Source organism: Pontibacillus sp. HN14, from assembly GCF_021129245.1.
Classification (GTDB): domain Bacteria; phylum Bacillota; class Bacilli; order Bacillales; family BH030062; genus Pontibacillus.
Map to the genome: position 1 here is coordinate 198,526 of NZ_JAJOLR010000007.1, position 14,808 is coordinate 213,333.

At 43.1% G+C, this 14,808-nt stretch carries 14 protein-coding genes; 10 read left to right on the top strand and 4 right to left on the bottom strand.

The window, feature by feature from the left end; translation table 11 throughout:
- Positions 1 to 10 precede the first annotated feature (10 nt).
- Positions 11 to 1,216, bottom strand: coding sequence for a S1C family serine protease (locus LQ226_RS18575; RefSeq protein WP_231419539.1), 1,206 nt, complete (start codon positions 1,214 to 1,216; stop codon positions 11 to 13).
- 488 nt (positions 1,217 to 1,704) lie between these two features.
- Between LQ226_RS18575 and LQ226_RS18580 the strand changes: the two genes are divergently transcribed.
- Genes LQ226_RS18580 through LQ226_RS18590 form a run of 3 tightly spaced genes read left to right on the top strand, consistent with a single transcriptional unit; the run spans position 1,705 to position 4,098 of the window.
- Positions 1,705 to 2,403 (top strand): response regulator transcription factor, encoded by a 699-nt coding sequence (locus tag LQ226_RS18580; RefSeq protein ID WP_231419540.1) that lies wholly within the window; start codon positions 1,705 to 1,707, stop codon positions 2,401 to 2,403.
- A gap of 3 nt (positions 2,404 to 2,406) precedes the next feature.
- Positions 2,407 to 3,753 carry a sensor histidine kinase gene (locus LQ226_RS18585; protein WP_231419541.1) on the top strand — a complete coding sequence of 449 codons (1,347 nt, stop codon included), beginning with the start codon at positions 2,407 to 2,409 and terminating at the stop codon, positions 3,751 to 3,753.
- 60 nt (positions 3,754 to 3,813) lie between these two features.
- On the top strand, positions 3,814 to 4,098 hold the full coding sequence (locus tag LQ226_RS18590) for a putative quinol monooxygenase (protein WP_231419542.1): 285 nt from the start codon (positions 3,814 to 3,816) through the stop codon (positions 4,096 to 4,098).
- Between the two features lie 57 nt (positions 4,099 to 4,155).
- Here the strand turns inward: LQ226_RS18590 and LQ226_RS18595 are convergent, their stop codons facing one another.
- On the bottom strand, positions 4,156 to 4,824 hold the full coding sequence (locus tag LQ226_RS18595) for a type 1 glutamine amidotransferase domain-containing protein (RefSeq protein ID WP_231419543.1): 669 nt from the start codon (positions 4,822 to 4,824) through the stop codon (positions 4,156 to 4,158).
- Positions 4,825 to 5,041: 217 nt separating this feature from the next.
- Between LQ226_RS18595 and LQ226_RS18600 the strand changes: the two genes are divergently transcribed.
- Both LQ226_RS18600 and LQ226_RS18605 read left to right on the top strand, forming a co-directional pair.
- Positions 5,042 to 5,233: a YwbE family protein gene (locus tag LQ226_RS18600; protein WP_231419544.1), complete on the top strand. Its 192-nt coding sequence runs from the start codon at positions 5,042 to 5,044 to the stop codon at positions 5,231 to 5,233.
- Between the two features lie 33 nt (positions 5,234 to 5,266).
- Positions 5,267 to 7,168, top strand: coding sequence for an ABC-F family ATP-binding cassette domain-containing protein (locus LQ226_RS18605; protein ID WP_231419545.1), 1,902 nt, complete (start codon positions 5,267 to 5,269; stop codon positions 7,166 to 7,168).
- A gap of 496 nt (positions 7,169 to 7,664) precedes the next feature.
- Here LQ226_RS18605 and LQ226_RS18610 read toward each other — a convergent pair whose 3' ends face one another.
- Both LQ226_RS18610 and LQ226_RS18615 read right to left on the bottom strand, forming a co-directional pair.
- Positions 7,665 to 8,828, bottom strand: a complete 1,164-nt coding sequence (locus tag LQ226_RS18610) for an ABC transporter permease (protein ID WP_231419546.1) — start codon at positions 8,826 to 8,828, stop codon at positions 7,665 to 7,667.
- The gene (locus tag LQ226_RS18615; RefSeq protein ID WP_231419547.1) at positions 8,825 to 9,568 is read right to left on the bottom strand and encodes an ABC transporter ATP-binding protein; all 744 of its coding nucleotides are present in this window, start codon (positions 9,566 to 9,568) and stop codon (positions 8,825 to 8,827) included. Before LQ226_RS18615 ends, LQ226_RS18610 begins: the two co-directional genes overlap by 4 nt.
- A gap of 163 nt (positions 9,569 to 9,731) precedes the next feature.
- Here LQ226_RS18615 and LQ226_RS18620 point away from each other — a divergent pair, with 163 nt between their 5' ends.
- The 5 genes from LQ226_RS18620 to LQ226_RS18640 all read left to right on the top strand — a co-directional run bounded on the left by LQ226_RS18620 (position 9,732) and on the right by LQ226_RS18640 (position 14,291).
- A complete protein-coding gene (locus tag LQ226_RS18620) occupies positions 9,732 to 10,433 on the top strand; it encodes a LytR/AlgR family response regulator transcription factor (RefSeq protein ID WP_231419548.1) in 702 nt (233 codons plus the stop codon).
- Between the two features lie 12 nt (positions 10,434 to 10,445).
- A complete protein-coding gene (locus LQ226_RS21230; RefSeq protein WP_231419549.1) occupies positions 10,446 to 11,435 on the top strand; it encodes a sensor histidine kinase in 990 nt (329 codons plus the stop codon).
- A gap of 73 nt (positions 11,436 to 11,508) precedes the next feature.
- Positions 11,509 to 12,780 (top strand): kynureninase, encoded by a 1,272-nt coding sequence (kynU, locus tag LQ226_RS18630; protein WP_231419550.1) that lies wholly within the window; start codon positions 11,509 to 11,511, stop codon positions 12,778 to 12,780.
- Between the two features lie 46 nt (positions 12,781 to 12,826).
- Positions 12,827 to 13,531, top strand: a complete 705-nt coding sequence (locus LQ226_RS18635; RefSeq protein WP_231419551.1) for a tryptophan 2,3-dioxygenase family protein — start codon at positions 12,827 to 12,829, stop codon at positions 13,529 to 13,531.
- A 241-nt stretch (positions 13,532 to 13,772) separates the two neighbouring features.
- The gene (locus LQ226_RS18640) at positions 13,773 to 14,291 is read left to right on the top strand and encodes an acyl-CoA thioesterase (protein ID WP_231419552.1); all 519 of its coding nucleotides are present in this window, start codon (positions 13,773 to 13,775) and stop codon (positions 14,289 to 14,291) included.
- The last annotated feature ends 517 nt before the right edge of the window (positions 14,292 to 14,808 follow it).

Consider the following 14,808-nt stretch of genomic DNA (forward strand, 5'->3'; position numbering starts at 1 on the left):
AAACTCCTTTTTATTCAGATAGGGTAATGGTAGCTGACTGTTTCTCACCGTCACGATAGAAGGACAGTTCCATAGAGTCGCCAACCTCTTTTTCCTCATACATATACTTGCGTAGGTCCACTAAGTTTGAGATCTCTTGATCATCTGCGCCAACAATCACGTCATATTGTTGAAGCTTAGCTTGATCGGCAGGAGAACCTTGCTCAACATCAGCTACAAGGACACCACCATTAATATCCCCAGGAAGTTTCAGTGTATTTTCAATGTGATAAGCAGATACAGTTGAAAGATCCATAGTGGATACGCCGATAAATGGACGGGATACTTCGCCGTTTTTCTCTAAATCTTCAATGATAGGTTTTGCCGTTTCAGATGGAATAGAGAAGCCTAAGCCTTCAACCTTTTCCTCGGCAATCTTCATAGAGTTAATGCCAATTACCTGACCTGCACTGTTAATTAAAGCACCGCCACTGTTACCAGGGTTGATGGCTGCATCTGTTTGAATGACTTCAGTCTGATAATCAGCGCGTCCATCTTTGTTTAAATCAACTGGCATTGTGCGTTCAAGTCCACTAATAATACCTTTTGTAACAGATCCTGCAAATTCAAGACCAAGTGGGTTCCCGATCGCAATAGCCGTTTCTCCGACTTGTAGATTGCTAGAAGATCCAAATTCCGCCACTTGCTTAACATGTTCCGCATCAATCTTTAATACAGCTAAGTCTGTTAACGAGTCACTACCTAAAAGTTCCGCTTCTACTTTCTCACCGTCACTGAGCGTAACATCAATGGATTGGGCATTCTCAATAACGTGGTGATTCGTCACAATATAAGCTTCACCGTTTTCTTTCTTGTAAATGACACCTGAACCTGTACCAGCTTTATTATTCTCAGCAAACAACTGGGATTGTTCATATTTCGTTACGCCCACAACTGCATCAGATACCCGATTTACAGCTTGCACTACATCAGAAGAGTTCCCTTCCGATTTCGATTGCTCAATGGTAATGCCTTCTCCGTTACTCTTTGGTGAATCCTGTGCAGAAACATTCGACTCAAGAGGCAAGACGTTCAATTTAAATAACGCAAAAGCTCCTCCTACAAGTAATACCGTTACAATAAAAGCAGTCGAAGCAAACCGTACTAACCAACCATAATAACTACGCTGATCATCCCGACGCCTCTCAACCTGTTCATTATCAAACTGCTCATTCATGCAAGTAACCACCTTTCTATATAGTAAATTGATTTCTTTAAATATCTTGTACTTCATATTCTAACCATTACCTTTGGCAAATCTTCGGAACAAATGTGTAAAAAGTGTGGAAGACACAAGAAAAGCGAAGGCGGGGGTGGTCAGGGCCGTACGGATAAGCAAGCTACTGCAAGTCTGCTTGCAGACTGGAAGTAGCTTGCTTATCTCGCTAGGCCCTCCCCGCCGTAGCTAGACACCGAAGAAAAGCGAAGGCGGGGGTTCAGGTAAAAAGGAAGTTCGACTAAGTTCGCCACGTCAATAGCCAACGTCGAACGACCCTACATCCTGTAGGGCTGACTAAGACCGCCACGTCAATAGCCCACACCGAACGCCCCCACGTCGTGCAGGGCCCCAATAGCTGATAACATAAAAGGAACAAGTCTAGGTTAGGACGACCATGCTATAATATGGCACAATAAAAGAAAATGAAGAGTAAAGGAGGATGAAGCATGAAGAATGCAACGATTGGGATTGTGGAAGATGATCCTCATATTCGAGAGATTGTGGAAGCTTATCTACACAAGGAAGGTTACGAGACCAGTAGTGTGGATACCGCCGAAAAAGCTTGGGATTTATGGCAGGATGCTCCTCCTGATCTATGGGTGCTCGATATTATGCTTCCGGGGATGAATGGATATGATTTTTGCAGTAAAATTCGTCAGGAATCAGACGTGCCGATAATAATCATTTCAGCTAGAGATGAAGAAGTCGATAAAGTACTTGGGTTAGAGCTTGGGAGCGATGATTATTTGACGAAGCCTTTTAGTCCTCGGGAACTTGTGGCGCGTGTAAATCGAATGGTAAAGCGCTGGGAGAAGTATCAGGATAAAGAAGCTCCTGCAGAAGGAAGCGGACAAACCTTGAAGAATGGAGATCTCACGCTTTCTGTTGAAGAGCGAAGAGTTTTTTGGCAGGGAGAAGAGGTGGAAGTGACCGCTAAGGAGTTCAGCTTACTTCAAATACTGGTCTCGCAAACGAATCGGGCTTTTTCTCGGGAAGAACTTCTTCACAAAGTGTGGGGCGATGATTACTTTGGAAGTGACCGAGCTGTTGATGATCTAGTGAAGCGGCTACGTAAGAAGTTCGATGATGTACCGATTGAAACGGTTTGGGGATATGGCTACCGTTTAAGGGAACAAGGGGCGTAATCTATGAAGCTCCTTTATCAGTTAAATGCGGCATTTACTGCTTTGTTAGTCATTATCATGTCGGTTACGGCTTTCTTTATCTACTCCTTATTACTCGATATCTTGATTCAAGATCAGCAAGATGAGCTTCAAACGAATGGGAACTTAATATTAAATTTTTTATATGAAGATCCTTCTGGAAGAGGGAAGTTGAATCGTTTAATTGAGAGCAATGATTATAAAATATTGATTATGGATCCTGATGAAAACTCCCCACTTGCGACAAATCTTCCGGAATCAACAGCCCGGAGCTGGGCATCTGAATTTGAAACAAAAGATGAACAAAAAGGACTCCGGAAGATGAATGGAGACAACTATGTTGTGTCAAAACTTGGCTATCGCTTTCAAGGTCAAGAGTACTTATTGATCCTGGCTACACCTCTAGAAGAGCTTCAAGCCATTCAATCGGTGTTTGCTGTCCGGATGATGATTGTCTTCGTCATTGGGATTGGGATTACGATATTGTTTAGTTACTTATTAACGAAGCGTCTGGTTACGCCGTTAAGTCGTTTGAAGCGGGAAGTGAAGAAAATTGAGAATCGTCAATTCAGTGATATTAAGCGAATCAATGCGAGTGGAGAGATCGGAGAGGTTGAACAGAGTGTAATGGATATGGCTAAAGAATTGGATCAGTATATCCGCTCTCAGAAACACTTTTTCCAAAATGCTTCTCATGAATTAAAAACGCCTCTGATGACGATTCAAGGATATGCAGAAGGTGTAAAAGATGGAGTTTTTGAAGGAGACGCAGCCGACCGTAGTCTGGATCTTATCGTGAAAGAGAGCGATCGATTAAAGAAAATCGTGAATGAAATTATTCTGTTAGCCAAACTAGACAGTGAAGACGGCATTTACAACCCTGATTATATGGATGCTGGTCAACTATTAGAAGAAACGAAGGAACGGATGTATTTCCTTGCCACGGAAAACGGCGTTTCCTTAAAGGTGACGGTAGAAGATAATCAACAGTTGTACGTGGACGAAGAAAAGATGCTTCAAGCTCTGATTAATATTGTCGGAAACGGAATCAGGCATGCGAAATCTGTTGTAAGTTTGCGTGCATATGCAGAAACGAGTCAGTTCGTTTTAGAAATCGAGGATGATGGGGAAGGGGTACCAGAAGATCTACTTCCACAACTATTCCACCGTTTCGTAAAAGGGAAAGAAGGCGAAACGGGTCTTGGATTGGCCATTTCAAGAGCCATTGTTGAACGAAGTCAGGGTACCATTCATGTCAGTAACAGGGAACAAGGCGGAGCGGTCTTCCGTCTCCAATTCCCATTAGGTTCTCATAAACAAGCGGATTTGTAGGAAATGCGAATAGCCTGTGATAGGTTTAGGGCAGGTTAGAACAGAAAGCGAGTGATGAGAATGGACAAGATTTCAATTACAGCGATCTTCACACCTGTAAAGGGAGCTGAAGAACAGTTGGTACAAGAGCTAAGAAAGGCTCAGCAGTCTTCAAGACAAGAAGAGGGTTGTTTGCAGTATGACCTGCACAAATCCATTGAAGATGAGACAATCGTGTTACACGAGCAGTACGAAAACATGGATGCATTGAATCACCATATTGAATCCGATCATTACAAAACCTATCGGGAAAACACAGCGGATTTAGTAGCAACGCGTGACGTTTATAAAGTAAAAGAACTATAAAGTATGAAAAAAGCGCAGTCTGTACAAAAACAGACTGCGCTCCTTTTTTACTTGCATTTATTTTTCGTTTAACGCTTCAACCATTTTCACTGCCGCGCTCTCGCTAGACATCGGGTTTTGACCAGTAATTAGGTTGCCATCACGTACGGCGTGGACAGACCAGTCTTCTCCTTTAGAGAAATTAGCGCCTTTGTTTCGTAATTCTGTTTCAAGCATGAAAGGCATATGCTGATCTAGATTCATGCCGATTTCTTCAGAATCGGTGAAACCAGTAACTTTTTTACCCTTAACAATCGGTTGGCCATTTTCATACGTTGCGTTTACAAGACCACTTGGACCGTGACAAACAGACCCAATTACATTTCCTTTTTCAGCATGTTGCTGAAGGACATATTGTAGAGTCTCACTTTCCGGGAAGTCAAACATCGTTCCATGACCACCTGGAAGGAAGATTCCAATAAAGCCATTCGCATCTTCTTTTGATAATTGTGCGGTATCTTTAAGCTGCTCTTGTGCTTCTGCCCACTCTTTTACTTCTTCTTCTGGAATACTGTTCGGGTCAAGAGGAACCTCTCCGCCCTGGATGCTTGTAACTTTTACATCATATCCAGCTTCTTTGAATGCGTTATAGGGAACCGCATATTCTTCAAGCCATAGGCCTGTTTTATGATCATCTGTGATTTTTGTATGGTTGGTTACGACCATTAATACTTTTTTGTTACTCATTGTATGAACCTCCTTGAAGTCAATGCAACTTAGTTTAAACGTCTCTCATGAATTTATGCGAGTATCGGTCTATGACCGTGGATATAGTTATACCACGTGGGGTGTGGAGATCAAAAGAAAAGTGCTCAGGAGGTGGATCGTGACCTCTCCTTGTGTTTTTTATTCACAAAATCCTTTATAATGAGACATACTACAAAGATATGGGAGTTGCGAAAAAATGAACGGACAGAATCGAAAAGATATTCAGCCAGGTAAAGAAGTAGATATTGTACTTAAACAAGACCAAAGAACGGGTAAATTGACACACGGCATTGTGAAGGATCTATTAACGAAATCCAGTTCTCATCCTCATGGCATTAAGGTAAGGCTTGAAGATGGACAAGTAGGCCGCGTCAAAAAGATCTACTAAACCGGAAACGTCTAGATAAAGGAAGGGCTACATATGAGTATTTTATCAGTAGAAAATTTATATAAAACGTACGGCGAGAAAGAACTCTTTAACGAGATTTCCTTTACCATAGCAGAACGAGAGCGTATTGGATTAATCGGGGTGAACGGTACGGGGAAATCAACACTTCTGAAAGTATTAGCAGGCGTTGATTCCGCGGAAAAAGGGACGATGGATCATGCGAATGACTTCCACATCGAGTATTTGCCCCAGGAACCTCAGTTAGAAGCAGACTTATCTGTGCTTGAACAGATCTATTACGGCGATTCGACGATCATGAAAACGATGCGCCAGTATGAACAAGCATTGCGCGTACTCGAAGAAGATCCTACGAATGAAAAGAAACAAGAACGCCTCTATCAAGCTCAGCAGAAAATGGATGAACATGACGCATGGGAAGCGAACACTGTTGCGAAAACGATCTTAACCAAATTGGGCATTCGGAATTTCGATCATCCTGTTCGATCTTTATCTGGTGGTCAGAAGAAGCGTGTCGCCATCGCAAAAGCATTGATTCAGCCAGCTGATCTGCTTATTTTAGATGAGCCGACTAACCACCTTGATAATGAAACAATTGAATGGATGGAAAGCTTCCTGAGCCAATATAAAGGCTCCCTTTTAGTTGTAACGCACGACCGTTACTTCTTAAATCGTGTCACAAATCGTATTTACGAATTGGATAAAGGAAACCTCTACATTTATGACGGGAACTATGAAGTGTTCTTAGAGAAAAAAGCAGAACGTGAAGAGCTTGAAAGAGCGAATGAGCAAAAGCGCCAGAACACGCTCCGTCGAGAACTCGAGTGGTTACGACGAGGTCCGAAAGCACGAGGCACGAAGCAAAAAGCCCGAAAAGACCGCGCTGAAGCACTTCGCGATCAAAAAGTGGACAAATCAGATGGAGAAGTGGATATCGCAATTGGATCAACCCGATTAGGCAATGACGTATTTGAACTTGAAGGCGTCACAAAGTCTTATGAAGGTCAAACGGTTGTTGATGATTTCAATTATCTTGTTGTGCCAGGTGAGCGCCTTGGTATTATTGGGCCGAACGGAAGCGGGAAGACGACACTCCTTAATATGATTGCAGGAAAGATTGAGCCAGATGAGGGCGAGATTTCTACTGGTCAAACCGTTAAAGTCGGCTACTACACACAGGACCATCAAGAAATGGATGAAACACTCCGTGTCGTCGAATACATTAAAGAAGAGGCGGAAGTCGTCCACACGATTGAAGGAGATACGATTACCGCAGAGCAGATGCTTGAACGATTTATGTTCCCTCGTTATATGCAATGGACGTATATTTCGAAGCTTTCAGGTGGCGAACGTCGCCGTCTTTATTTACTGCGAGTTTTAATGCAAGAACCAAATGTATTACTGCTCGATGAGCCAACAAATGATCTGGATACGCAAACGTTGACGATCCTTGAGGAATACTTGGATGCCTTCCCTGGCGTCGTCATCACGGTTTCTCACGATCGTTATTTCCTAGATCGAGTAGTCGATCATTTGATCGCATTTGAAGACAGCCGTATTCGAAGATTCCAAGGGAATTACACGGAATACCTTGAAGTTCGTAAAGAAGAAGAAGGCGAAGCATTAGCGGCGGAACGCCAGAAGGCAAAAGAAGAAAAGAAAGCTTCTCCTCATAAGCGCCAAAAACGCCGGAAGCTTTCCTATCATGAACAACAAGAATGGAATACCATTGAGGACCGGATTGAACAGTTAGAGCTTCGTTATGAAGAAGTTCAATCTGAAATTACTGCAACAGGCAGTGATGCCGTTCGTGCGCAAGAATTAATGGATGAAATGCAGCAATTAGAAGAACAACTCGAACAAGCGATGGAACGTTGGGAAGAGTTGTCGACCATTATAGAAGAATCGAAACAATAAAAAACACGCGTTGATTTCCGTTTGGGGAATCAATGCGTGTTTTTTACTTGATGTAGTCTGTAAGGGTAAAGAAGATTTGATAAAGTCTAATCCTCCAATATCACTGTTCATCTATTCCCTTTTACCCTCCAAAAAGGTCTAAAAGGGAATAGAAAAGCCCCATCTGTGCCTTTTCAACGGCGCTAAACTCTAGAAAGGTCATAGATAATGGGAATCTATGACCTTTTAGTAGTGGAGAGGCGTGGAAAGGTAACAGATAGGGATGATCTGTGACTTTTTAAGGTAAATAATCTTGGAAAAGGTAACAGAGCCCGCAGGACGCGGCGGTTTTAATCGAACTTCCACTTTTCCCTAAGCAGTCGCCTCCGCTTTTCTTGGCTAGATCCAGCTCCGGGGGCTAGGGGCTAGCGAGATAAGCAATCTACTTCCAGTCTGCTACACAGACTTCCAGTAGCTTGCTTATCCGTACGCCCCTGGCAAGCCCCCTCCGCTTTTCTTATAACACCCATCGGTCCTTCATAAATAAAACCCTCGCAATGGCGAATAGGATTAGCACATAAACCGCCGTGCTTCCTAGGGTTAGGGCGATGTTTGTGATGTCAGTGATGCCGTATAGGAGTTGTTTTAGTATGGCATACAGGTTCATAAACGGTAAGATAAAATCCACAACCGTAAATTCTTTTACCCCCATGCTCGTGATAAAGAACATGGGTACGATGGATAACATCGATACGGGGGCGATGTAGCTTTGGGATTCTTTGATGCTTTTGGCAATGATGCTGATGACCATGAGAAGGGCAGCGATAAATAGAGCGAACAGAACGGTCATGGCCAAAGTAGTCACGATGACTAAAGCCATGCCTTCATTAATGGAGAACGCGGCCTTCATTTTCTCAGTAAAGAAGATCGTTTCAATCACAATCAGAATCACAGCGAGAATGCCGGTCAAGGCTCCAATGGTGGAGATGGTGAGCCACTTAGAAATGAGGATTTTACTTCTGTCCACTGGAGTCATCAATAAAGATTCCATTGTCTTTCTCTCTTTTTCCCCAGCAAATAGATCCATAGCTGCTGAGCTTGCTCCAGATACAATGGCAATGGAGAAGGCCATAGGCAGGAGCATGGAGATTAATGCAAGGGAGCTTCCGTTCGCGTCATTGTAGCTCGGCTCTACACGTTTTACCTGAAAAGCTTCTAAAATGGTTTCATCTACATTGTTTGCAGCTAATCGTTCGTTCACAATCTCCTGTTCTGCTATGGAAAATGTTGATTCAATCATATTCATTACATAGGAAGCATCCTGGCTCATTGAGTCCCCGTATAATGTGACCTCGGCCATTTCCTTTTCTCCAAGGGATTCGAAAAAGTCTGGTTCCGTCAGGAGAGCGACACTTGCTTCCCCTTCGTCCACGATGCCTTTTGGATCATCGAATACGTCTAGTTCAATCGTGGGCATATCGCTAAAGAATGCTTTTCCCTCTTCGCTTAGTTCAGAAGGGATGGCTACGGTATACGTTTCACTCTTATCATCGTTCATTAAGCTTTCGTAAAAGAATACAAGCCCGCTCAGTAGAATAAGAGGAAGAAAGACGATCATAAGTAGCGTGCGTCGATCCCTGAATACATCTTTCATTTCCTTCACATACATATTCCAAATCATGCTGTTTCACCTCGTGCTAATTTAGACATAAAGATAAAATTAAGGTCTTGTGTATCTTCTTCATGGTATAGAGCGTTAAGATTCCCTTTGTAGACCAGTTGCCCTTTATGAATCATAGCGACAGAATCGCAAAGCGCTTGAACTTCTTCCATAATGTGACTCGAAAAAAGAATGGTTTTGCCCTGGTGTTTGAGCTGGAGGATCATTTGTCTGAATACATTGGAAGACGTGATATCAAGACCAGTAGTCGGCTCATCAAGGAGGATGATGTCCGGGTCATGGATAAGGGTCCTTGATATAGCGACCTTTTGGCGCATCCCTTTTGAGAATTCGCCTACGCGACGATCTAAATATTCGCGCATTCCAAATTTCACAGCCAGTTCCTCAATGGCAACTTTTGCTTCATGCTTGGATAGTCCGTATAAATTAGCGAAGTAGGTGAGATTTTCGCGGGCCGTCAGTCTGTTATATAGTCCTGTTTCACCACCAAATAGTACGCCGATTCTTCGCTTCACCTCATTTGGATTCGTCGCCGCGTTGAACCCATCAACGGTAATTGTGCCCTCTGTAGGTGTGAGTAGCGTAGCGATGCAACGCAGTAACGTTGTTTTACCTGCTCCGTTCTCCCCTAGTAATCCCACGACTTTACCGGCAGGAACAGTAAAAGACACGTGGTTTAAGGCGGTAACACTCACTTTTTTTGTTTTAAATTTCTTCGTTACATCATGTATTTCAATCATCAATGATCCTCCTTGTTTCGGTTTGTTAGATTTATCATAAGCGATGAAAAAGAGTATTTCTGTCATCATGTCGTGAAAATGCCTTTTTCGGTCGTGAAACGTTCTATGGGGTATGGGAAGATGTTACAATTAAGTTGTTATTTTCTTAAAGGAGACCATCGACATGATAAGAATCGGCATAGTAGATGATCGGGCTATCGATTTAGAGAAAATGCACAGTATTACGAAGCAGGTGGAAGGGACAGAAATTGTGTTTGCCGTTACATCAGCAGAGGAAGCCTACCGCCAAGTGAAGAAAGAAACGATTGACCTGCTTATAGCTGATATAGAAATGCCCGAATTGTCAGGGTATGAATTAGCAGACCTAATCCACACGCATGCTTTAGATATTGATGTGATCTTCGTAACGGCGAATAGCGTCTATGCTGTCCATGCGTTCGAGTTAAACGTACATGACTATATTATGAAGCCGTATAGGAAAGAACGTTTAGTGCAGTCTTTAGAGCGTTATATCCAAAAGACGCGATCGACTGAAATGAAGGGTCGCCTCTTCATCAAACAAAAGTCTGAGATTCATATTTTACCAAAAAAAGAGATTATATTTATTGAACGGACAGGGCGTTCTTCGACGATCTATACGAAGACTCAAACCGTTCAAACCTATCAAACACTTGGGGACTTAGAAGGTGAACTCAGAGAACGTGATTTCATTCGTTCCCACCGGTCGTTTATCATCAACATCCATTACGTGACCAACTTCTCGTTGTATGCCAAGAATTCGTACACCGTAGCATTTGATGGAACAAATGAGAAAGCCATGATCACGAAAGATCAGTTAGATTATATACAAAATTATTATTTTTAGGTTGTGAGTTAAGTGAAAAGGTCTAAGAACAGCCTCATTGCTTTTAGTTTAGGGATGGTTCATATAGCCGTAGCCCTTCAACACATTTATGCGGTCTGGATTTCCCCGTTTATAATCATGGCCCTGATCCTATTTGTCTCCTATCAAAAGCCCCGCTGGTTTCAACGATATCTTCATATAAAAGAGCCTGAAGGGTTATGGGCGTTAAACGTGGTGTCATTCCTATTGCTCCTCGTGTATCTCTTCCCGTTATCGTGGTTAGAGCCGATCATCGTTTTAGGGTGTGTTTCCCTCTTAGAGTATGGTCGTTATAAATGGAAGAGCAACCATCTAACTTGGGAAGATAGGCTCGGAACAAGGGAAACAACCATTAAGCAAACCGATCAGGTGCTTCTGGATTTAAGGCGGGAACGCCATGACTATGTAAAGCATTTGAGCAGTTTGCAGTACATGTTAGAACAAGGGCACCATCAAGAAGCGATTCAGTATATGGAGGACCTTGTCGGGGAGTTTGAACAGCTCAGTACATCCGTATCTGGCGAAAAGAGTGCTGTAGCTGGCGTATTGCATTCCTATCATCGTGAGGCGAAAGATAGGAAGATTCAGCTCAGGTATGAATTTGAAGTGCCTGCTTCAAAGCTACCTCTTCCTCAAGAAGAGATCGTTGTACTACTAGGGAATGCTTTATCAAATGCTTTAGAAGCAGCGCAGCAGTTTCAGGAATCAGTTGGGGAGGAAGGGCAGGTAATCGCTAAATTACAAAAGAAAAGTGCGTTCTATATCCTCACCATTCGAAATGACACACTCCCCGTTCCAAATTGGGTACTCGATCGGCTTTATCATATTCCGGCAACAACCACGAAAGCCGAGACAGGAGAACGAGGATACGGTGCTACATCGATTCAATCCATTGTTCAGAAAAGGCATGGACACCTTGATTTTACTTATAAACAAAACCACTTTACGCTCAAAATAAAGTTGCCTTCCATACAGATAGAATAAGGATAGATCATTAATTGACAGCGTTTTCATAAATCGATTAGGCTTAACATATACGAGAAAGGGAGAGGGTTACATGGATACTTCGAAGGAATATGCTGAAGAGTTAGATCGGCAGGATCCGTTATCGCATTTTCGTAACGAATTTTACATACAGGAAGGTACGCTTTATATGGATGGAAATTCGCTTGGTCTATTATCAAAGCGTGCTGAGAAATCTGTCTTTCGAATACTGGATTCCTGGAAGCAGTTAGGGATTGATGGCTGGAGCAAGGGAGAACATCCGTGGTATTACCTTTCTGAACAACTAGGAGAACAAGTAGCCGGGTTAATAGGTGGGGAAGATGATGAAGTGATCGTGACCGGCTCAACCACTGTGAACTTGCACCAACTTGCGTCTACGTTTTACCAACCAAAGGGTAATCGTACCAAGATCTTAGCGGATGAGCTGAATTTTCCTTCAGATATTTACGCTCTTAAAAGTCAGCTTGAGTTGAAGGGCTACAATCCCGAGGATCACTTCATTCAAGTCACAAGCCGGGATGGCCGTGAGATTAAAGAAGAGGATATCATAGAAGCGATGACCGAGGATGTTGCTCTGATCGTACTCCCAACCGTCCTTTACCGAAGTGGCCAACTTCTTGATATTAAGCGCCTGACAGACGAGGCTCATAAAAGGGGCATTCTTATTGGTTTTGATGGATGTCATTCTGTTGGGGTTGTTCCTCATCATTTCCATGAATGGGACGTAGATTTTGCCTATTGGTGCCACTACAAATATGTAAACAGTGGTCCAGGAGGTGTGGGGGGGCTATTCGTACACGAACGCCATTTAGGGCAGAAGCCGGGGCTAAGCGGTTGGTTTGGGTCTGACAAAGAGAAACAGTTTGATATGAATCATAGCTTCGAACCTGCACAGACAGCAGGGGCTTTCCAAATCGGCACGCCTCATTTGTTAAGTGTAGCGCCCCTTATTGGATCCCTTGAACTTTTCCATGAAGCAGGAATTGAACAGATTCGTGAAAAGTCACTGACCAGCACGAAGTACATGATGGATTTACTCCAATCCAAACTAGAGGGATATGAGTTTACAATCGGTAACCCTATGGAAGATGAACGACGTGGCGGCCATGTTTGCCTGGAACATAAAGAAGCCGCCCGTATATGTAAAGCGTTAAAAGATAAAGGTGTCATCCCAGACTTCCGCTCTCCAAATGTTATTCGTTTGGCTCCGATCGCCTTTTACACGTCTTATGTAGAAGTGTGGGAAACGATTCAAATTCTTGAGGATATAATGGAACAAAAGCTTTATGAAAAGTATGAGAATAAAAGAGGTGTCATTGCCTAATCGGCTAGTTGAAATCAGCATGTTTAAGGGAGAAAGGGGATAAAGCATGAGTGGTTCAAAGGGGAAAGTCGTAACGGATTATGAGAAATACATTCGCACAGAAGAGTTGTTATCGCTCCAAAAATCAGAAGAGGATTTAGCGTGTCAGGATGAATTGACCTTTCAAATGATTCACCAGATAGCGGAACTTCATTTCAAATTGATGATTCAATATATCCACCTGGCCGATGCTCACATGAAACAAAACGAAGTTGAAGAAGCAACAGATCAGCTAAGACGAGTCAATATGCACTTAGATCACCTTCCTAATGTGTTCGACATGGTGAAAGTGATTAGCCCGAAAGATTATCATACCATCCGACTCGCATTAGGGCAGGGAAGCGGCCAGGACTCGCCTGGCTTTAATGAAGTGTTACGATTAGGTCCCACGCTATGGGCACCTTGCGAGCAGTTACTGAAGACAAGAGGCCTTACGCCGCTTGATGTTCACAAGGACCCTGAGCAACATCGCGCTTTATTTGAACTTTTACAAGCGCTCATCCGTTTTGATGAGAACTTTCAATCTTTCAGACATTCGCATATCCAACTCGTAAAACGTATGATTGGATTAAATACTCAAAGCTTGAAAGGCATTCCGGCTCAAGCTCTTGAGCGCGGTGTGAAGTATGAGTTTTACCCAAAACTATGGCAAACCATATCCGACCTCACCGACTGGACGGGATCAAGCTATGATACAAAACCACTTGATTAAATGTACTTAAATTAAAGGGGAACGCTTAGAAGATCACTCTAAGCGTTTTTTTGTTGGTTTTGTCTCCTCGCTTCACCTCTGTTTCTAAATGGAACCGCTTTATCATGAAAAAGAAGTGTGAGAGAGGACCGGTAAGGGAACGTTCCCATATAAGTTATCTTCTTTCCCTTTTCAAACAGGTAAACATAGAACGAAATATTGTTGGTATACTATGAATGGAGATATAGAGGAGGCAGTCGATATGGATAAAAAACCTTGTATTGAATCACTAGTTGTTAAGAACTCTCACGTTTTACCTACAGATACGAACAACCACGGAACACTGTTTGGTGGTCAGTTAATGGCTTACATCGATGACGTCGCAGCCATCGCTGCTACCCGTCACGCCCGTTGTAACGTCGTTACCGCTTCTACAGACTCTGTTGACTTCTTATACCCTGTAAACGCAGGGGATGCGATCTGTCTAGAAGCTTTTGTCACTTGGACAAAGAATACATCAATGGAAGTGTTCGTAAAAGCTGTTAAGGAAGAACTTCTTTCTGGAGAACGAAAAGTATGTGCGACATCCTTCTTAACGATGGTTGCCGTTGATGAAAATAATAACCCATCTAAAGTTCCTCCGGTTTATCCTGAAACAGAACAGGAAAAATGGTTACACGACGGAGCCGCAGACCGTGCCACTCAACGTAAAGCACGCCGTAGTGTATCTAAAGAATTTGCTAACAAATTCGGAACAGACTTTCCATGGATTAGAAAGTAAATACGTCCGATTCAAACGCTTAGAGTCAAGCACTCTAAGCGTTTTTTCATGAATATATGATCTGTTATGAAAAGGGGGATGGGTTTTTTAAAAGATAAAGAATTGTTAGAATAATGAAGAATATAAGTGTAGGGAATGTTTCCGTTAGCTTAATGGGGTGTAAGGTGGGACTGGAAACTACTCGCTTTCCTGTGGGGAGCTGGTGAGCCTCCTCAGCCGGCAGGCCGGCCTCCGGGGTCTCACCTAGGCTCTTCTGCCCACGGGAGTCTCGCAGTTTCCAGTCCCACCTTAGCAATATTATGGTGAACGAAAACGTGACATTTGGGGGAAATAGATTCTCCCCATATAAGACGCGGGTCCGTTCATCCACTTATTCTTAGGGCTTGCTCGGGGACTGCGAGACTCCCGCGGGGTAAGGAGCTAGGGGAGACCCCGCAGAGAGCGTGTGAAGTGCCCCCCTATCTTAGGACAAAAATAGGGGGATCATTTATGGGAAGATTTACTCCCACCGAAAAGC